The organism is Streptomyces antnestii (assembly GCF_004005495.1).
GTDB lineage: Bacteria > Actinomycetota > Actinomycetes > Streptomycetales > Streptomycetaceae > Streptomyces > Streptomyces antnestii.
Genome location: NZ_RZYA01000006.1, coordinates 33365 through 52847, shown reverse-complemented (window position 1 = coordinate 52847; position 19483 = coordinate 33365). Strand labels below are relative to the sequence as shown.

At 71.9% G+C, this 19483-nt stretch carries 12 protein-coding genes and 1 tRNA gene; 10 read left to right on the top strand and 3 right to left on the bottom strand.

Annotation, left to right across the window (positions count from 1 at the left end):
- The first annotated feature begins 33 nt into the window (after nucleotides 1-33).
- The 4 genes from mmsA to EOT10_RS14755 all read left to right on the top strand — a co-directional run bounded on the left by mmsA (nucleotide 34) and on the right by EOT10_RS14755 (nucleotide 7525).
- A complete protein-coding gene (gene mmsA / locus EOT10_RS14770) occupies nucleotides 34-1545 on the top strand; it encodes a CoA-acylating methylmalonate-semialdehyde dehydrogenase (protein ID WP_127828653.1) in 1512 nt (503 codons plus the stop codon).
- Nucleotides 1546-2037: 492 nt separating this feature from the next.
- Complete coding sequence (locus EOT10_RS14765) at nucleotides 2038-3459, top strand: APC family permease (RefSeq protein ID WP_127828652.1); 1422 nt, start codon at nucleotides 2038-2040, stop codon at nucleotides 3457-3459.
- A gap of 194 nt (nucleotides 3460-3653) precedes the next feature.
- The gene (locus EOT10_RS14760; RefSeq protein ID WP_127828651.1) at nucleotides 3654-6665 is read left to right on the top strand and encodes an alpha/beta fold hydrolase; all 3012 of its coding nucleotides are present in this window, start codon (nucleotides 3654-3656) and stop codon (nucleotides 6663-6665) included.
- Nucleotides 6662-7525, top strand: coding sequence for an ABC transporter permease (locus EOT10_RS14755; RefSeq protein WP_127828650.1), 864 nt, complete (start codon nucleotides 6662-6664; stop codon nucleotides 7523-7525). Before EOT10_RS14760 ends, EOT10_RS14755 begins: the two co-directional genes overlap by 4 nt.
- A 167-nt stretch (nucleotides 7526-7692) precedes the next feature.
- Here EOT10_RS14755 and EOT10_RS14750 read toward each other — a convergent pair whose 3' ends face one another.
- On the bottom strand, nucleotides 7693-8679 hold the full coding sequence (locus EOT10_RS14750; RefSeq protein ID WP_223280975.1) for an aldo/keto reductase: 987 nt from the start codon (nucleotides 8677-8679) through the stop codon (nucleotides 7693-7695).
- A 22-nt stretch (nucleotides 8680-8701) separates the two neighbouring features.
- On the bottom strand, nucleotides 8702-9181 hold the full coding sequence (locus tag EOT10_RS14745; RefSeq protein WP_127828649.1) for an SCP2 sterol-binding domain-containing protein: 480 nt from the start codon (nucleotides 9179-9181) through the stop codon (nucleotides 8702-8704).
- 84 nt (nucleotides 9182-9265) lie between these two features.
- Here EOT10_RS14745 and EOT10_RS14740 point away from each other — a divergent pair, with 84 nt between their 5' ends.
- From EOT10_RS14740 to EOT10_RS14725, 4 genes are all read left to right on the top strand, one after another.
- Nucleotides 9266-10060: a TetR/AcrR family transcriptional regulator gene (locus tag EOT10_RS14740; RefSeq protein ID WP_317617342.1), complete on the top strand. Its 795-nt coding sequence runs from the start codon at nucleotides 9266-9268 to the stop codon at nucleotides 10058-10060.
- 152 nt (nucleotides 10061-10212) lie between these two features.
- A complete protein-coding gene (locus EOT10_RS14735; RefSeq protein ID WP_127828648.1) occupies nucleotides 10213-12174 on the top strand; it encodes an AMP-dependent synthetase/ligase in 1962 nt (653 codons plus the stop codon).
- A 78-nt stretch (nucleotides 12175-12252) separates the two neighbouring features.
- Entirely contained in the window at nucleotides 12253-12879 is a 627-nt protein-coding gene (locus EOT10_RS14730; RefSeq protein ID WP_127828647.1) for a MerR family transcriptional regulator, read from the top strand.
- A gap of 242 nt (nucleotides 12880-13121) precedes the next feature.
- The gene (locus EOT10_RS14725) at nucleotides 13122-15344 is read left to right on the top strand and encodes an MMPL family transporter (RefSeq protein WP_127828646.1); all 2223 of its coding nucleotides are present in this window, start codon (nucleotides 13122-13124) and stop codon (nucleotides 15342-15344) included.
- Between the two features lie 89 nt (nucleotides 15345-15433).
- Here the strand turns inward: EOT10_RS14725 and EOT10_RS14720 are convergent.
- Nucleotides 15434-15506 (bottom strand) — tRNA-Arg (locus EOT10_RS14720).
- A 277-nt stretch (nucleotides 15507-15783) separates the two neighbouring features.
- Between EOT10_RS14720 and EOT10_RS14715 the strand changes: the two genes are divergently transcribed.
- Together EOT10_RS14715 and EOT10_RS14710 are read left to right on the top strand one after the other, a co-directional pair.
- Entirely contained in the window at nucleotides 15784-17436 is a 1653-nt protein-coding gene (locus EOT10_RS14715; RefSeq protein WP_127828645.1) for a dynamin family protein, read from the top strand.
- A gap of 5 nt (nucleotides 17437-17441) precedes the next feature.
- The gene (locus tag EOT10_RS14710; protein WP_127828914.1) at nucleotides 17442-19415 is read left to right on the top strand and encodes a YfjP family GTPase; all 1974 of its coding nucleotides are present in this window, start codon (nucleotides 17442-17444) and stop codon (nucleotides 19413-19415) included.
- Nucleotides 19416-19483 lie beyond the last annotated feature (68 nt).

Sequence of the window (19483 nt, the reverse complement as noted above, 5' to 3'; positions counted from 1 at the left end):
AACACCCGTAGGTCCCCTAAGGAGATTGCCCTCATGACGACCGACGTCAAGACCGTCAACCACTGGATCGGCGGGAAGACCGTCGAGGGTGTCTCGGGCAATTTCGGCCCGGTCACCGACCCCGCGACCGGCGCTGTCACGACGCGGGTCGCCTTCGCCGACGTCGACGAGGTGGACGCCGCGGTCGCCTCGGCCAAGGCCGCCTTCGCCGACTGGGGCACCTCGTCCCTCGCCAAGCGCACCACGATCCTCTTCAAGTTCCGCGCGCTGCTCGACGCCAACCGCGACGCGATCGCCGAGCTGATCACCGCCGAGCACGGCAAGGTCCACTCGGACGCGCTCGGCGAGGTCGCCCGCGGCCTGGAGATCGTCGACCTGGCCTGCGGCATCACCGTGCAGCTGAAGGGTGAGCTGTCCACCGAGGTCGCCTCGCGCGTCGACGTGGCGTCGATCCGCCAGCCGCTCGGCGTCGTCGCCGGCATCACGCCGTTCAACTTCCCGGCCATGGTCCCGATGTGGATGTTCCCGCTCGCCATCGCGTGCGGCAACACCTTCGTCCTGAAGCCGTCCGAGAAGGACCCGTCGGCGTCCATGAAGATCGCCGAGCTGCTCGCCGAGGCCGGTCTGCCCGACGGTGTCTTCAACGTCGTGCACGGTGACAAGGTCGCCGTCGACGCCCTCCTCGCCCACCCGGACGTGGCGGCCGTCTCCTTCGTGGGCTCGACCCCGATCGCCCGCTACATCCACACCACCGCCTCCGCGAACGGCAAGCGCGTCCAGGCGCTCGGCGGCGCCAAGAACCACATGCTGGTGCTGCCCGACGCCGACCTGGACGCCGCAGCCGACGCCGCCGTCTCGGCCGCGTACGGCTCCGCCGGTGAGCGCTGCATGGCGATCTCGGCCGTCGTGGCCGTCGCCTCCGTCGCCGACGAGCTCGTCGCGAAGATCAAGGAGCGCGCCGAGGCGATCAAGATCGGCCCCGGCAACGACCCCACCTCCGAGATGGGCCCGCTGATCACCGCCGCGCACCGCGACAAGGTGGCGTCCTACGTCACCGGCGCCGCGGCCGAGGGCTGCGAGGTCGTCCTCGACGGAACCGGCTACACGGTCGAGGGACACGAGGACGGCCACTGGATCGGCCTCTCCCTGCTCGACCGCGTCCCGACGACCGCCAAGGCCTACCAGGACGAGATCTTCGGCCCGGTCCTGTGCGTGCTGCGCGTCGACACGTACGAGGAGGGCGTGGCCCTCATGAACGCCTCGCCGTTCGGCAACGGCACCGCGATCTTCACCCGTGACGGCGGCGCCGCCCGCCGCTTCCAGCTGGAGATCGAGGCGGGCATGGTCGGCGTGAACGTGCCGATCCCCGTGCCGGTGGGCTACCACTCCTTCGGTGGCTGGAAGGACTCGCTCTTCGGCGACCACCACATCTACGGCAACGACGGCACGCACTTCTACACCCGCGGCAAGGTCGTCACCACGCGCTGGCCCGACCCGTCCGACGCCCCCGCGGGCGTCGACCTGGGCTTCCCGCGCAACCACTGAGGTCCCGCTTCCACCGAGGTGCCCCGGCCGCCACGCAGCGCGGCCGGGGCACCTCAGTGTTCACGGAGCGTGTCGGGAGTATGGCGGGAGCGTGTCCGGACAGGAGCCTCCGGAGGCCCGGAGAGTGTCCGGAGTGCGGACAAATTCTCGCGGACTTCGGGGTGGCGCCTGCGGTTCCCGTACGTAGGGGATGTATCGGGTGTCGCAGCCAATAGGAGAGATTCGCCTGAGAAAGCAAGGTCATCAATCCGAGGCACCTGATGGAATGCACTTGCCGCGGCGAACCGGCTTGGAAGTGACCAAAGTTGGATCAAGGGCGGGGTGCGGAATCCGCAGCTGAACGGCCGTTGACGTGCCGGATTTCGCAGGATGCAATAACGCGCCGGGAGTGGAAGACAACCCCCACCGCGCCAGCCCTTCGGAGGCGATAGCGCTCCCGGCCCGAGTACCACGAACACTTGCCGTAACGAGTCGATCGGAACCGCTCCCCCTATGACCGACACGCTTCGCCCAAGCCCCACGACCGTCATCGAGGAGCCGCTCGCGCCCCTCGGCAACACGGCCAGTCCCCAGAAGCTCAAGCGTTCCATCGGCGTCGTCGGCGGCACCCTGCTCACGCTCTCGTGCGTGACGCCCGCCTCCACGCTCTTCGTGGTCGTCCCCGACCTGTTCTCCTCGCTCGGCACCGCCACCGCCCTCACCATCGCGATCGGCTCGCTGCTCTGTATAGCCGTGGCGTTCTGTTACTCGGAGCTGGGCACCCTCATCCCCAGCGCGGGCGGCGAGTACGCCATGGTGTCGACCCTCGCGGGCCGCCTCGCCGGCTGGCTCGTCTTCGTGCTCTCGCTGCTCGTCGTCATGATCGTGCCGCCCGTCATCGCGATGGGAACCGCCGACTACCTCGCCCCGCTGGTGCACCTGCCGGCCGCGGGCGCCGGCGCCGGCGTCATGCTCCTCGCCACCCTCGCGGGCCTCCTCGACCTGCGCGCCAACGCGTGGATCACCGGCATCTTCCTCGTCCTCGAGGTCATCGCCGCCGGAGTCGTCGCCGTCCTCGGCTTCGCACACTCCGAGCGCGGCGCGGGCTCGCTGGTCTCGATGCACGTCTCCGGAGCGGGCGGCCACACCAACACCGTCACGGCGATGCTGGTCATCTCCGGGCTCGCCATCGCCCTCTTCATCACACAGGGCTTCTCGACCGCGGTCTACCTCTCCGAGGAACTGGAGAACCCCCGCCGCAACGTGGCCCGCACGGTCCTCGCGACCCTCGCCATCTCCACCGTGATCATCCTGGTGCCGGTCGTCGCCATCACCATGGGCGCCCCCGACCTCGCCGCCCTCACCAGCGGCAACATCAGCGCCATGGTCGAGGCCTGGTCCAACTCCGCCGTCGGCACGTTCGTCAGCCTCTGCGTCGCCCTCGCGATCATCAACGCGGGCATCGTCATGGTCATCCAGAACTCCCGCGTCCTGTTCGCCTCGGCCCGTGACAAGTCCTGGCCCGAGCCGGTCAACAAGGCGCTCTCCAAGCTCGGCCGCTTCGGCTCCCCCTGGGTCGCCACCCTCGTCGTGGGAGTCCCCGGCGCCGCCCTGTGCTTCGTCAACCTCGACACCCTGTACGGCGTGACCGGCGTCTCCGTCACCGGCATGTACCTCCTGGTCGCCGTCGCCGCCCTGCTCTGCCGGCGCGGCTCCCACCGCGACAAGAAGGCCTGGCGCATGCCGCTGTGGCCCGCGGTGCCGGTGCTCCTGATCGCCGTACTCGCGTACATCCTCAGCCAGCAGGAGGTCTCCTACCTGCTGTGGACCGGCGGCATCACCGCCGTCGCCACCCTCTACTGGGTGATCTACCTGCGCCCGCGCAAGGACACCCGGTGGCTGGTCTCGATCCCCGAGGACGGGGAGACCGCCTGACGGTCCGATCACAGACACGCGCGGGGCGCGTCGGTCCGGGAAACCGGGACCGGTGCGCCCTTCGCCGTGCGTGGCGGGCACGGCTTCGTACAACGAGCGTGGTACGCGGCGGCGGGGCCCTACTCCCCAGGGAGGTGCGGCGGTTCAGACCCGGGACTGCCGCCGTTGTCCGAGGCCGCCCGTACCGTTGACGCATGGATCTACGACTGAGCGGTCCGCGGGCCAGGACGCGGCGGTGGGCGGCCGCCGCCGCGGCCGTCGTGGTGCTCGGCGGCGCGGGCACGGTGACGGCCGCGGCCGCCTCGGGCGACGCGCCCCCCGTACGGCGCAGCGACAGAGTCCTTGACACGGGCGGCGCCAGGATCGACACCTCGTACTTCACGACCCCCGGCGCGGGGCGCCGCCCCGCCGTCCTCCTCGCCCACGGCTTCGGCGGCAGCAAGGACGAACTGCGCGCGCAGGCCGAGCATCTCGCCCGCGACGGATACGCCGTGCTCACCTGGTCGGCGCGCGGCTTCGGCCGCTCGACCGGGAAGATCGGGCTCAACGACCCCGAGGGCGAGGTCGCCGACGCCTCCAAACTCATCGACTGGCTGGCGAAGCGCCCCGAGGTCCAGCTCGACAAGAAGGGCGACCCGCGCGTCGGCGTCACCGGCGCGTCCTACGGCGGCGCGATCTCGCTGCTCGCCGCCGGGTACGACGACCGGGTCGACGCCATCGCCCCCCAGATCACGTACTGGAACCTCGCCGACGCGCTCTTCCCGAACGGCGTCTACAAGAAGCTCTGGGCCGGGCTCTTCATCAACACCGGCGGCGGCTGCGGCCGCTTCGAGCCGCAGCTGTGCCGCATGTACGAGCGGGTCGCCGAGGCCGGGAAGCCGGACGCCGCCGCCCGCAGGCTCCTCGAAGAACGCTCACCCGTCGCCGTCGGCCGGCACATCAAGGTGCCCACGCTCCTGGTGCAGGGCCAGACCGACTCCCTGTTCCCGCTCGGCCAGGCCGACGCCGCCGCGAAGGCGATCCGGGCCAACGGCGCGCCCGTCGACGTCGACTGGATCGCCGGCGGCCACGACGGCGGCGACCGCGAGACCGGGCGCGTCGAGGCGCGCGTCGGCTCCTGGTTCGACCGGTACCTCAAGGACGACAAGGCCGCCGACACCGGCCCCGCCTTCCGCGTCACCCGCACCGGAGGCATCGACTCCACCGACGGCGCCGCCCAGTTGCGCGGCGCGAGCGGCGACACGTACCCGGGCCTCAGGCACGACCCGCGGCGCGTCCCGCTCACCGGCCGCGAGCAGCACGTCTCCAACCCCGCGGGCGCCAGCCCGCCCGCCATCTCGAACCTGCCGGGCCTCGGCGCGGGCGGCGGCGGGGGACTGGGCCAGCTGTCCTCCCTCGGCGTCGGCCTCTCCCTCGACTTCCCCGGCCAGTTCGCCCACTTCGACTCGGCACCCCTGCGCGACGGCCTGCACATCACCGGGTCCCCGACGGTGACGGTGCACATCGCGTCCGACAGCGCCGACGCCGTCCTGTTCGGCAAGGTGTACGACGTCGCCCCGGGCGGCGGCTCCCAGCCGGTCCTGCCCTCCCAACTCACCTCACCCGTACGGGTGGTGGGCTCCGGAGCGGGCGGCGGCAAGGACGTCACCCTCACCCTCCCCGCCATCGACCACGAGGTGCAGAAGGGCCACCGGCTGCGCCTCGTCCTGTCCTCCACGGACCTCGGCTACGCGTCCCCGGCACACCCCGCCACGTACACGGTCTCCCTTCGTGGCCCCCTGTCCGTGCCCACCGCGCCCGACGTGCGGACGGCCGCCGCGCCGCTGCCCGCCTGGGTGTGGTGGCTGCCCCTCGCCGGCGTCCTCGCGGCCCTCGCCCTGCTGCTCACCGGCCGCCGCCGCGCGAGTGCGGGCCCCGCGGACCCGGCCCTCGCCGAAGTCCCGCTCCAGATCACCGGCTTGAGCAAGAAGTACGCGAAGTCCGCCGACCGGTACGCGGTCCGTGACCTGTCCTTCCGTGTCGAGAAGGGCCAGGTCCTCGGCCTCCTCGGACCGAACGGCGCGGGCAAGACCACGACCCTGCGCATGCTCATGGGCCTCATCAGGCCCGACGGCGGCGAGATCCGCGTCTTCGGACACGCGATCAGGCCGGGGGCGCCCGTCCTGTCACGGGTCGGCGCGTTCGTCGAGGGCGCGGGCTTCCTGCCGCACCTGTCCGGACGCGAGAACCTGGAGCTGTACTGGGCGGCCACCGGCCGCCCCGCCGCCGACGCGCACCTGGACGAGGCCCTGGAGATCGCCGGGCTCGGCGACGCCCTGGCCCGCGCGGTCCGCACGTACTCGCAGGGCATGCGGCAGCGGCTCGCCATCGCGCAGGCCATGCTGGGCCTGCCCGACCTCCTCATCCTCGACGAGCCGACGAACGGCCTCGACCCGCCCCAGATCCGCGAGATGCGCGAGGTGATGATCCGGTACGCGGCGGCCGGCCGCACGGTCATCGTCTCCAGCCATCTCCTCGCCGAGGTCGAACAGACCTGCACGCACCTGGTCGTCATGGACCGCGGCCGCCTCGTCCAGACGGGCCCGGTCACCGACATCATCGGCTCCGGCGCCACGCTCCTGGCCGGCCTCGCGGGCCCGGTCTCCGACGCGATGGTGGAAAAGGTGGGCTCGCTCCCGAACGTGGAAACGGCAACCCGCGTGAACGACGGCCTCTTGATCCACCTGACGGCGCCCGGGGGGCCGGGCGAGCCGGGGGAGTTCGGGGAACCCGGGGAACCCGGGGCGAGGGTCCCGGCGTCGGTGCCGGCTGCCGCCGAGGGCGACGGCAGTGGGTCCGGGAGTGGGGTGGGAGTGAGGGACGGGGGCGAGTCCGCCGTGCTCATGGCGTCGGCCGACGAGGGCGGGTCCGACCCGCTCTTGGTCCCGGCCGGCGATGGCGGGCCTGCCGTGCTCATGGCGCCTGTCGGTGACGACGAGTCTGCTGCGCTCGTGGCCCCGGCCGGAGACGGAGGGTTCGCCCCGCTCGTGACCCCCGTCGGCGGCGGTGAGGCCGACCCGCTCAGGGGCCCCGACGCCGAGCGTGCGGAGGTGGCCGCGCGGCTGCTCGCCGAGCTCGTGCGGCTCGGCGTGCCCGTCGCCTCGCTCGGCCCGCACCGGCGCCTCGAAGACGCGTTCCTCACCCTGATCGGAGGCGAAGCCGGATGACCGCGCTCGTCGAGCCCACCGAGGTAGCCCCCGGATACCGGGCGCGCCGCACCCTGCCCCTACGGGTCGAGGCCGTACGCCAGTTGAAGCGGCGGCGCACCCTCGTCATGGGGGCCGTCCTCGCGCTGCTGCCGTTCGTCCTCGTCGTCGCGTTCGCGATCGGCGGTGACCCGTCGTCGCGCAACGGGCGGGTGACGCTGATGGACACGGCCACCGCGTCCGGCGCCAACTTCGCCGCTACCTGCCTGTTCGTGTCGGCGGGCTTCCTGCTCGTGATCCCGGTGGCACTGTTCTGCGGGGACACGGTCGCCTCCGAGGCCGGCTGGTCCAGCCTGCGCTACCTCCTCGCGGCTCCCGTCCCCCGGGCCCGCCTCCTGTGGAGCAAGCTCACCGTCGCACTCACGCTCAGCCTCGCCGCGATGATCCTGCTCCCCGTGGTCGCCCTCGCGGTCGGCACGGCGGCGTACGGCTGGGGCCCGCTGGAGATCCCGACCGGGGGCGCGCTCCCCGCGGGGACGGCGGCGCAGCGGCTCCTCGTCGTGATCGCGTACATCTTCGTGTCCCAACTGGTCACCGCGGGGCTCGCGTTCTGGCTGTCGACGAAGACGGACGCCCCGCTCGGCGCGGTCGGCGGGGCGGTCGGCCTCACGATCGTGGGCAACGTCCTCGACGCGGTGACCGCGCTCGGCGACTGGCGCGACTTCCTGCCCGCGCACTGGCAGTTCGCGTGGGCGGACGCCATCCAGCCCCGCCCGGAGTGGGGCGGCATGATCCAGGGGACGGCGGTTTCGGCAACGTACGCGGTCATCCTGTTCGCCCTGGCGTTCCGAGGCTTCCGCCGCAAGGACATCGTCTCGTAGCGACGCCCTCAAGGGGCGCGGGGAACTGCGCGACAAGCCCCCACCGGACCCGCACCCGAACTAGGCCCCCTCAAGGGGCGCGGGGAACTGCGCGACCAGCCCCCACGCCCCCGCACCCGAATCACCACCCCCAAAGGGGCGCGGGGAACTGCGCAAAAACCCGCCCCCTACGGAAGCGCCGCCCCCCGAGCCGTCACCCACAGCTCGTACCACTCCTCATGCCCAAGCTCCGGCGCCCGCCGAACAGCATCCCCGCAAGCCCGAATCCGCTCAGGATTCGCCGTCCCGATGACCGGCACGATCCCGGCAGGGTGCCGCTGAAGCCACCACAGCAGAACCGTCTCCGGAGTCGTCCCCTTCCGTTCCGCGAGCTCCGCGACGAGCCGAGAAGTCGCCCGCTCGGCCTCCGTCTCCGCCCGCCCGCTAAAGCTCCCCTGAGCCAGCGGCCCCCACGCCTGAAGACGGATCCCATGATCCACGCAGTGCTCGAGCGTGCCCGCCGGAAACCCGTTCGCCGCGGCGCCGGACGTGTTCACCAGCACCCCCGCTTCCACCCAGTCCCGGCTCTTCAGGCTCATCTCCAACTGGTTGGCGACCAGCGGAAAGTCCAGGTGGGACTGCAGATGGGCGATCTGGTGGGCGCTCATGTTGGAGACGCCGAAACTCCGGACGAGCCCCTGCTCCTGGAGCGACGTGAGCGCCTTGGCGACGTCCCGGGGATCCGCCAGCGGGTCCGGCCGGTGCAGCAGCAGGACGTCGAGGTGATCGGTACGCAGCCGGGTCAGGCTCTCCTCCACGCACCGCACGACACGGTCGCCGCGCAGGTCGTACATCCCCGGACGCTCGCCGTCGCCGTGCCGGATCCCGCACTTGGTCTGCAGCGTGATGCGCTCGCGCAGGCCGGGCGTCCGGGCGAGCACCTCGCCGAAGACGGCCTCGGCCTTGCCGTTGCGGTAGATGTCGGCGTGGTCGAACGCCGTGATGCCGCTGTCGAGCGCCGCCTGGACGGCGGCCTCGGCGGCGTCGATGTCGGCGGGCCGGTAGGGCGCGGAGTCCCAGGTCCCGCCGAGCCCCATGCATCCGTAGATGACCCGGTCGTCGGGCGAGTGCGGATGTGTATGCGCGTGCGCGTGCGGGCGCGGTGTCGTGGTCACCCGCGAAGCGTAGGCGGACGCCTCACGGCTTCGGAATGTCGAAGTAGCGGTTGAGTCCCGCGGCGAGGGCGACATCTCCGGTGATCTTGACCTTGCGCATCATGAACATCGTGACGGGGCTGGAGTTGCCGGAGACCAGCTTCAGGAAGTCCGCGTCGCCCATGGCGAGCGTGACGCGGGGCGTGGCGTCGGAGCGGCCCTCGCCGACCGTGCAGACGCCGTCCGCGATCGTCGTCTCGTAGACGGCCTCGGCCCGGTCGCCCGCGCTCGTGACCTGCCAGCGGATCAGCGCCTGGAGGGAGCCCGCCGTCTCCGGCTTGAACTGCCGCTCCATCCGCGCGAAGACCTCCGCGAGGATGCGGGCGCGCAGTTCGCCGTCGCGGGCGATCTCGTCGATCTCCTTGGGGGAGAGGCTCTTCACGATCTTCGCGAACTCCTCGGGCGTGACCGCCGAGAAGTCGAGACCGGCAATCCCGTCGCGCGTACCGGCGCCGTCGCTCATGGAACCTCCGTGTGCCGAAGCTGCTTACCGATGAGTTAAGTTACTGTTCGGTAAGGTTACGTCCGCGTAGATAGGCTGACAAGGGTGACGGGTATAACGGGGGATCCGCCAGAAGGGAACGCGGCGCGTGCCGGGCGTACCGAGGCGCGCGGCGGCGGGCCGGGTGCCCCGGCGGGGCGCCGGCGCCGGGTGCCGCGCCGGGAGCGCGAGCAGCAGATCATCGACGTCGGCGTACGGGTCTTCGCCAAGCGCGGCTACCACGCCGCGTCCGTGGACGAGATCGCCGAACTCGCCGGCATTTCCAAGCCGATGGTCTATCTCTATCTCGACTCCAAGGAGGGCCTGTTCCTGGCCTGTCTGCGCCGCGAGTCGGACCGGCTCGTGGCCGCGTTCCAGGGGGCGGCGCGCGCGGGCGGCGCTCCGGAGGAGCGGCTGTACGCGGGCCTCGCCGCCTTCTTCGTGTTCGTCGCCGCCCACCGTGACAGCTGGGTCCTCCTGCACCGGCAGGCCGCCGAGCTGGGCGTCACGATCGCCGCCGCGGTCGCCGAGGTGCGCCGGCTCGTCATGGCCGAGGTCGCGGGCCTGGTCGGCGACGGCATCACGGACAGCGGCCACGGGTCCGTGCCGGGCGGGGCAGGCACCGGCGGCCCGGGCGCACCGCCGGGCGGTACGGACGCCGGCCGAGGCGCACTGCTGGGCGCGGAGGACGCGGACTTCGTGGCCCACGCGCTCGTCGGCGCCGCGGACACCCTCGCCGACTGGATGAAGCGCCACCCCGGCCAGTCGCCCGACGGGATCGCGCTGCGGCTGATGAACATGGTGTGGGTGGGGATGCGGCACGTCCTCGACGGCGAGGTCTGGACCCCGCCCGACGCCTGACCCGGCCGCTCAGGCCCCGCGTTTCCTCACGTCGGCCCCATTGAATTTCCGTTACGCGTGAGTAAGTTGACGCCCGAGTAAGTCTGTAAGTCTGTGTGTGTGAGTGGACGAGCGAGACGCAGGGATCACGTCAGCCGCGACCTGGAGCCGTCATGGGCGTACGCAAGGATCTTCATCGGGCACGACAGCGCAGCGACCTGGCGGAGCGGGCCGCCGTCGAGACGGTCAAGGACGAGCACGGGACCGTGCGGGAGGTGCGGACGGCCGCGCTCGCCGCGGACCCCGCCGGGGGCACGCCCGCCGACATCCCCTTCACGAACGCCGCCGAGGCCCCCGACGCGGTCGTCCTGCGGCGCAAGGAGGGCGACCACTGGCGTCCCGTCACCGCGGCGGCCTTCGCGCGCGAGGTGACCGAGGCCGCCAAGGGCCTCGTCGCGGGCGGCCTCGAACCCGGCGGGCGCGTCGCCCTGATGTCCCGTACCCGCTACGAGTGGACGGTCCTCGACTTCGCCATCTGGGCGGCCGGCGGGCAGACCGTGCCCGTCTACGCCACGTCGTCGGCCGAGCAGATCGAATGGATCGTGCGGGACTCGGGCGCGCGCCATCTGATCACCGAGACGCCCGAGAACACGGCCACCGTGCGGGCCGCGCTCGCCGCGCTGCCCGAGGAGGACCGGCCGCGCTGCTGGGAGCTGGACGCGGGCGCCGTCCTCGAACTCGCCACGCTGGGACGGGAGGTGGCCGACAAGGAGATCACCGAGCGGCGCGCGGCCCTCACCCCCGACACGGTCGCGACCGTCTGCTACACCTCCGGGACCACCGGCAAGCCCAAGGGCTGCGTCCTCACCCACGGAAACCTGCACGCCGAGGCCGCGAACACCGTCGAACTGCTGCACCCCATCTTCAAGGAGGTGTCCGGACAGATCGCGTCGACGCTGCTGTTCCTGCCCCTCGCGCACATCCTCGGCCGCACCCTCCAGATCGCCTGCCAGCTCGCCCGTATCGAACTCGGCCACTGCCCCGGCATCAAGCCGGAGGAACTGCGGCCCCAACTCCGCTCCTTCAGACCGACGTTCGTCGTCGGAGTGCCGTACCTCTTCGAGAAGATCCACGACACGGGCCGGGCCACCGCGGAAAAGCTCGGCCGCGGCGCGTCCTTCGACCGGGCCGACCGGATCGCGGTGTCCTACGGCGAGGCACACCTGGCCCGCTTCCTCGGCCACGGCGAGGGCCCGTCCGTCGGCCTGCGCCTCGCCCACGCCCTGTACGACGTCCTCGTGTACCGCCGCGTACGCAAGGAACTCGGCGGCCGCCTGCGCTACGCGATCAGCGGCGGCTCCCCCCTCGACCGCCGCCTCAGCCTGTTCTTCTACGCCGCCGGAATCCTCGTCTACGAGGGCTACGGCCTGACGGAGACCAGCGCCGCCGCCACCATCACCCCGCCGCTCGCCCCACGCCCCGGGACGGTCGGCCTCCCGGTGCCCGGCACGGCCGTGCGGATCGCCGACGACGGCGAGGTGCTCATCAGGGGCGGCATCGTGTTCGGCGGGTACCGGAACAACCCCGAGGCCACCGCGCAGGTGCTCGACGACGGCTGGTTCGCCACCGGTGACCTGGGCGCCCTCGACGAGGACGGCTACCTCACCATCACCGGCCGCAAGAAGGACATCCTCGTCACCTCCGGCGGCAAGAACGTCTCGCCGGCCGTCCTGGAGGACCGCCTCCGCAGCCGCCCGCCGGTCGGCCAGTGCATCGTCGTGGGCGACAACCGCTCCTACGTCGGCGCCCTGATCACGCTGGAGCCGGAGGCGGTGGCGCACTGGCTGTCCGTACGCAAGATGCCCGCCGGCACCCCGATGTCCGAGGTCGTCCGCGACCCGCGGATGCTCGCAGCGGTGCAGGAGGCCGTCGACTACGCGAACGAGGCGGTCTCGCGGGCCGAGTCCATCCGCAAGTTCGCCCTGGTGGAAGGCGAGTTCACGGAGGACAACGGCCTCCTCACCCCCTCCCTGAAGATCAAGCGGCACGCGGTCGCGGCCGCGTACGCGCGGGAGATTGAGGACCTGTACGGAAGAGGAAGCGGAAGAGGAAGCGGAAGCGGAGGCGGAAGCTGAACGAGACGGGACCGGGAGGGAATTCAGCGGCGATAAACGGAATGTGGGACGCGCAGGGACGCGCAGTATCCTCAGGGAATGCGTATCGGAGAGCTGGCGCGGCGTACCGGAGTTCCGGTTCCCACCATCAAGTACTACTCGCGCGAGGGCCTGTTGCCCCCGGGCGAGCGCACCAGCCCGAACCAGGTCGCGTACGACGATTCCCATGTCCGCCGGCTCAAGCTGATCCGGGCCATGCTGGAGGTCGGCGGGCTGTCCGTGGCCGCCGCGCGCGACGTCCTGGCCGAGGTCGACTCCCCGACGCGCTCGGTCCACGGCATGCTCGGCGTCGCCCAGTCCGCGGTGACCCGGGCGGCCGTCGAGCGGGGCACCGACGAGGACCGGGAGCGGGCCGAGGCCGAGGTGCGCGAGCTCGTGACCCGGCACGGCTGGACGGCGAAGCCGCAGAACCCGGGCTGGCAGTCGCTCGTCCAGATCGTGCTGACGTACCGCGACCTGGACCGCGGTGACCTGCTCACACTGCTCGACAAGTACGCGTCTGCCGCAGGCGAGTTGGCGCTCGCCGAACTCGGCGCACTCGCCGACGTACCCAGCGCGGACGGCAAGGTCGAGGGCGTCGTCCTCGGCACGGTGCTCGGCGACGCGGCGATGTCCGCGCTGCGCCGCATCGCCCAGGAGGACGCCTCCGGCCGCGCCCGCGGCTAGCGGAGACCAACTGCCGTAACCCACCGGGCCACTTGAGAGCCACGTGAAGGCACTGGTGATAGTGAAACTATCGATAGTGTGAGTTACAGTTGACCTCGGCTACTCGGCGGGGGCGGGCCACCGCACTCCCCTCGGTGTGCATATCGGCGCGCCGAAATATCTCCCGCATCTCTCACAGCTCCCCCCTCCCCGCCACGCACCGATTCACGGATTCACGGATTCACCGATTCAGGGAGTCACAAATGTTTGCAGCTTTAGGGAAGTTCACCGCGCGGCGCAGGAAATGGGTGGTCGTCGCGGCGGTCGTCTTCACGGTGTTCGCCGGCGTGTGGGGCACCGGAGTCTTCGGCTCGTTCACCGGAGGGGCCGGCTTCGACGACCCGGCGAGTGAGTCCGTCCAGGCCGACAAGGTCCTCGACGGGCCGCTCGGGCGCGAGTCCAACGACCTGATCGTCCTGTACGAGTCGAAGACCGAGGGCGAGACGGTCGCCGCCTTCGGCGACGCGGTCCGGGCCGCACTGGACGGCGTCCCGCGCGAGGGCATCGCCCGCCTGGACTCGTACTGGCACCCGGGCGGCCAGGACCGGAGCGCGTACGTCTCCAGGGACGGCCAACAGGCCTACGCCACCGTCCAGTTCACCAGTGACGACGACCAGAAGCAGGTCGAGGTACTGGAGAAGATCAAGAGTGACTTCGCGGCCGACGGCGTGTCCGTCCGCTACGGCGGAGTCGCCGCGATGACCGACCAGGTCAACACCCTCACCGGCTCGGACATCGCGCGCGCCGAGACGCTCTCGGTCCCGGTCCTCCTGATCCTCCTGGTCCTGATCTTCCGCAGTGCGATCGCGGCGCTGCTCCCGCTCGCCGTCGGCTCGTTCGTCGCCCTCGGCTCGTTCGTGGTGCTGCGCGTCCTGACGATGTTCACGGAGATCTCCAGCACGGTCATCAACGTCATCACGATCCTCGGCCTGGGCCTGGCGATCGACTACGCGCTGTTCCTGGTCAACCGCTTCCGCGAGGAGCTGCACGCGGGCGCCGACATCGACACGGCCGTCGAGCGGGCCACCGCGACGGCGGGCCGCACGGTCGCGTTCTCCGGCATCGCCGTGGCGATCTCCTTCGCCGGACTCGTCTTCTTCCCCTCCCGCTTCCTCTCCTCGATGGGGTACGCGGCGGTCGCGGTGGTCGCCTTCGCGGTCGTCGGCTCCCTCACCCTCCTGCCCGCCCTCCTGCGCTACACCGGGCACAGCGTCGACAAGTGGCGCATCCCGCTCGGCGGCAGGGACCGGGCCACCGGGCCGGAGAGGGAAGGCCGCTGGTACCGCACGGCCCACGCGGTCATGCGCAAGCCGGTCCTCTCCTCGCTCGCCATCGTCGCCGTACTGGTCGGACTCGGCGCACCCCTGCTCGGCGTCAACTGGGCGCGCCCCGGCGAATGGGTCCTGCCGTCGAACGCCGACGCGAAGGTGGTCGGCAAGACCCTCGCGGCGGACTTCACCACGAACCCCGCCCAGATCATGACGACCGTCGTGCGAGGATCGTCCGCACCGCCGGACCGAGCCGAAGTCACCGCATACGCCGGGGAGTTGGCGAGAGTCGATGGCGTCACCTCCGCGACCCCGACAGCCTTCGAGGGCAACGACGCCCGCATCACGCTCCGCTACACGCCGGACGCCATGTCCGACGCCGCGCGGAGCATGGTCCACGACCTGCGCGCGACACCGCCCCCGGCCGGCACGAAGACGCTCCTCACCGGCATGCCCGCGTCGCGCGCGGACATCGTCGGCATGATCGGCGAACGGCTGCCGTGGATGGCCCTGTTCGTGGCCGTCGTCTCCTTCTTCGTCCTCTTCATGGCCTTCGGCTCGCTCCTCCTCCCACTCAAGTCGGTGATCCTCAGCCTCCTCTCGCTCCTGGCCGCGTTCGGAGCGATCAAGTGGATCTTCCAGGACGGCCACCTCTCGGGCCTCCTGGGCTTCGAGCCGATCGGAGCGGTGGACGCGAACTTCCCGGTCCTGGTGGTCGCGATCGCCTTCGGCCTCGCCATGGACTACGAGGTGTTCCTGCTCTCCCGCGTCCGCGAGGAGTGGGAGGCGAGCGGTGACCCGGTCGAGTCGGTCGCCCTCGGCGTCCAGCGCACCGCCAGGATCATCACCAGTGCGGCGCTGCTCCTGGTCGTGGTGGTCGGCGGCTTCATGACCTCGTCGATCCTCTTCATGAAGATGATCGGGGTGGGCCTGGTGATCGCGGTCCTCGTGGACGCGACGATCGTACGAGGCCTGCTCGTGCCCGCGACGATGGCACTGCTCGGCAAGTGGGCCTGGTGGGCGCCCGCCCCGCTGGCGCGCTGGTGGTCGGCGTACGGCTTCCGTGAAACGCCGGAGCGGCCGTACGGCGAGGTGGGGGTGCCGGGAGGGCCTGACGTGGCGGGAACACTTACGTCACCACTACCGCCCGCTCGCTAGCGTCCTGCGGACGGCGCACGGGAGAGGGCCCAGGAGACCCACAGGGGAAGCCGAAAGGTCCCCAGGGAGGTCCCAGGAAGGGAAAGAGGCGCCCCCGGCAGGACTCGAACCTGCGGCCAAGCGCTTAGAAGGCGCCTGCTCTATCCACTGAGCTACGGGGGCCGGTGTGTGGCCGGTGGCTCGGAACGGATGTGGGGGAGATCCGTGACCTTGCCGGGGACAAGGATAGGGCTCCCGGATCCCTGTCCCTGCTCCTGCGCCTCCGTGGCTCGATGTGGAGGTTCAGTGAAGCGGTCCTGATAATCGCAGGCAGGTACGAATCCTGCACCGCTTTTGACGTCTCGCGCCCCGGGTGTTGTGCACTCGTTATGCCTGTGCCCCAGTCGTCCCTTCCGTCCCATGGACCGGATGGGCCGGATCGGCGCGCAGAGACGTCCATATGCTTCAGAAAGCCGCCAAAATTGGGCATTCTTCGCATGTGGTGACCTTGGACGTACGGCCTCAGCTGCTCGACGCACTCTCCGCGCTGCGCGACCGTGTCGCCGCCGCGCGCTTCCCCCTTCCTCTCCCGGGGGCACCGCGCGCGCGTGCCAACCGGGTGGAACTCCTCGCGCAGCTCGACGACTATCTCGTGCCCCGGCTGCGTGACCCAGAAGCCCCCCTGCTCGCCGTGATCGGCGGGTCGACCGGCGCCGGGAAGTCGACCCTCGTGAACTCCCTCGTCGGGCGGAGGGTCAGCGAGGCGGGCGTGCTGCGGCCCACGACCCGCACCCCCGTACTCGTCTGCCACCCGGAGGACCACACGTGGTTCTCCCGGGCCCGCGTCCTGCCGGACCTCACCCGCGTCTGGGTGCCCCGGCGCCCCGACGGCCGGGACAGCGGCGCCCCCGCCGCCACCGAGGACGGCGAACACGTCCTGCGCGTCGAGACCTCCGGCAGCCTCCCCCGCGGACTCGCCCTCCTCGACGCACCCGACGTCGACTCCCTCGTCGCCCGCAACCGCGTACTCGCCGCCCAGCTCATCAGCGCCGCCGACATCTGGATCATGGTCACCACCGCCTCCCGCTACGCCGACGCGGTGCCCTGGCACCTGCTGCGCAGCGCCAAGGAGAACGACGCGACCCTCGTCACCGTCCTCGACCGCGTCCCCCACCAGATGGTCGCCGAGGTCTCCCGCCAGTACGGGGCCCTGCTCGCCAAGGCCGGACTCGGCGACGTACCGCGCTTCACCGTCCCCGAGCTGCCCGAGTCCACCGGTGGCGGAGGCCTCCTGCCCGCCACCGCCGTCGCCCCCCTGCGGGCCTGGCTCACCCACCGGGTCCAGGACCCCACCGCCCGCGGCACGGCCATCGCCCGTACCGCGGGCGGGATCATCGACTCGCTCCGGGTCCGCACGCCCGAACTCGCCGGCGCCGTCGCCTCCCAGTACGCCGCCGCCCTGCGCCTCACCGCCGCCGTCGACGAGACGTACCGGCGGGAGCACGCGCGCGTGCGGACCCGGCTGCAGAGCGGCGGCGTGCTCGCCGGGGACGCGCTCAAGCGGTGGCGCAGCTACCCCCTCGACTGCACCCCCGCCGAACTGCTCGACGCGCTCACCGAGAGCCTCGGCGCGCTCCTGCTGTGCTCCGTCACCGCCGCCGATGAACGCATCGACGAGGCCTGGCGCCGCGACCCGGCCGGCGCCGCCGACGGCCTCGCCGCCCGCGACCCCGACCTGGAGACCGCCGAGCACCGCATCGGCATGGCGGTACGCCGCTGGCGCCGCATGCTCGAGGAGTACGCGGAGGAACAGGTGCGCGCCCTCGACGCCACCCCGCCGCCCGACACGGAACTCGTCGCCGCGCTGCTCGCGACCGCGCTCCTCGGCGGCAACCGGGCCCGCAGCGCCGGCGAGTCCCTCGCGGAACGGATCGGCGCCCAGGGGGCGCTGCGCCTGCGCGACCGGGGCGGACGGCTGCTCACCGACTACCTGGACAAGGTGCTCGCGGCGGAGCGCGAACGCCGGCTCGCGCCGCTCGACGCACTCGACGTACACCCCGAGTCCCAGGCGGAACTGATCGCCGCGCTGTCCGTACTGCAGAAGGAGAGGTGACCGCGGTGACCGCCGTCACGGACCACACCGATCACACCGATCGCATCGATCACGCCGATCACGCCGATCACGCCGATCGCATCGATCTGGCCGAGCAGGCCGAGCAGATCGGTCAGGCTGATCAGGCCGAGGGGGCGGATCGCGCCGAGTGCTGCGGTCCGTCCGGTCCGTCCGGGCGAACGGACCGTGCCGAGCCGCCTCGCCACGTGAAGCGCGTGGACGCCGGGGAGCCGGAGGGTTCGGGCGCCGAATCCGCCGCCGGGGCGTGGGACGACGGGCTCATCGCGCGACGCGTGTCCGACACCGGGGTGTTCGACGTCGAGGCCGCGGTCGACACCCACGTCCCGAACGACGTCGGCGCCGCGCACGACGACGACGCGGCGCTCATGACGCGCCTCGACGCGCTGCGTGAACTCGTCGGGCTCTCCCGGACCCGCGTCGACGCCGAGACGCTCGCGGAGGCGGGCCACGTCCTCGACGAGGCGGCCGCCCGGCGCAGGCTCTCCGACCGGCACACCGTCGTCGCCGTCGCGGGCGCCACCGGCAGCGGCAAGTCGACGCTCTTCAACGCCCTCGCGGGCGTACCCCTGTCCGAGACGGGGCTGCGCAGGCCCACCACGTCCGCGCCCATCGCGTGCAGCTGGACGGACGGGGCGGCGGGGCTGCTCGACCGGCTCGGGATCCCTGGCCGGCTGCGCCGCCGCCCGCTCCAGGTTCAGCCCGGTCAGCCCGGTCAGCCCGGTCAGCTCGGTCAGCACGCCGACGCGCCGCTCAAGGGGCTCGTGCTCGTCGATCTGCCGGACCACGACTCGGCGGCCGTCGAGCACCGTGAGCAGGTCGACCGGATCCTCGCGCTCGTCGACGCCGTCATCTGGGTGGTCGACCCCGAGAAGTACGCCGACGCGATGCTGCACGAGCGCTACCTGCGGCCCCTGGCCGGCCACGCGGAGGTCACCTTCGTCGTGCTCAACCAGGTGGACCGGCTGCCCGGCGAGGCCGCCGACCTCGTACTCGACGATCTGCGGCGCCTGCTCGACGAGGACGGGATCGCCCTCGGGGAGCACGGCGAACCGGGCGCCACCGTGCTCGCCCTGTCGGCGCTCACCGGCGAGGGGATCGGTGAACTGCGCGAGTCCCTCGACCAGTTCACGCGCGAACAGGGCGCCGCGTCCCGCCGGATCGCGGCCGACATCGACGCGGCGGCGCTGCGGCTGCGGCCGGTCTACGCGACCGGGCGCAGGAGCGGGCTCAGCGAGGACGCCAGGGAGGAGTTCACCGACCGGCTGGCCGACGCCGTGGGCGCCGAGGCCGCGGGCCAGGCGGCCGAGCGCGCCTGGCGCCGCAACGCCAACAAAGCGTGCGGCACCCCGTGGCTCAGGCTCTGGCGCTGGTACGAGGCCCGCCGCGCCCCCAGCATCACCTTCACCACCCTCAAGCCCGCGCCCGCCGACGAGGAGGCGACGGCACGCCAGCGCGTGGAGCACGCCGTGCGCGTCGTGGGCGAGCGGGCGTCGGCGGGGCTGCCCGGGCCGTGGGGGCAGGCCGTGCGGGAGGCGGCGACCAGGGGAGCGGCGGGGCTGCCGGAGGCACTCGACGAACTCGCGCTCACGGCGGGGACGCCCGCCGGACGGCTGCCGAGGCCCGGCTGGTGGCCGGTCGCCGTGCTCGCCCAGGTCTCGATGACGCTGTTTCAGGTCGTGGGCGGGCTATGGCTGTTGGGGCAGATCGTCGGCGTGCTCGACCCGAATCTCGGGGTTCCGGTGCTGTTGATGCTGGCGGGGATCGTGGGCGGACCCTGTGTCGAGTGGTCGTGCCGGATGGCCGCGAAGGGGCCGGCGCGGCGGTACGGGCTCGAGGCCGAACGCCGCTTGCGGGAGGCGGCCGCCGGGTGCGGCCGGGACCGCGTCCTCGATCCGGTGGCCGCCGAACTGCTGCGGTACCGGGAGGTCCGGGAGCAGTACGTGAAGGTCACGGGGTGACGTGAGTTCGCCCTTTCCAGGTGACGGGGTCGTGACTTCGCCCATCCCAGGTGACGGGGTGACGTGAG

Coding starts and splice junctions, on each gene's coding strand:
- EOT10_RS14755 (WP_127828650.1), top strand. CDS start 6,662: ATGACCGCGCTCGTCGAGCCCACCGAGGTAGCCCCCGGATACCGGGCG.
- mmsA (WP_127828653.1), top strand. CDS start 34: ATGACGACCGACGTCAAGACCGTCAACCACTGGATCGGCGGGAAGACC.
- EOT10_RS14760 (WP_127828651.1), top strand. CDS start 3,654: ATGGATCTACGACTGAGCGGTCCGCGGGCCAGGACGCGGCGGTGGGCG.
- EOT10_RS14725 (WP_127828646.1), top strand. CDS start 13,122: ATGTTTGCAGCTTTAGGGAAGTTCACCGCGCGGCGCAGGAAATGGGTG.
- EOT10_RS14765 (WP_127828652.1), top strand. CDS start 2,038: ATGACCGACACGCTTCGCCCAAGCCCCACGACCGTCATCGAGGAGCCG.
- EOT10_RS14715 (WP_127828645.1), top strand. CDS start 15,784: ATGCTTCAGAAAGCCGCCAAAATTGGGCATTCTTCGCATGTGGTGACC.
- EOT10_RS14730 (WP_127828647.1), top strand. CDS start 12,253: ATGCGTATCGGAGAGCTGGCGCGGCGTACCGGAGTTCCGGTTCCCACC.
- EOT10_RS14735 (WP_127828648.1), top strand. CDS start 10,213: ATGGGCGTACGCAAGGATCTTCATCGGGCACGACAGCGCAGCGACCTG.
- EOT10_RS14745 (WP_127828649.1), bottom strand. CDS start 9,181: ATGAGCGACGGCGCCGGTACGCGCGACGGGATTGCCGGTCTCGACTTC.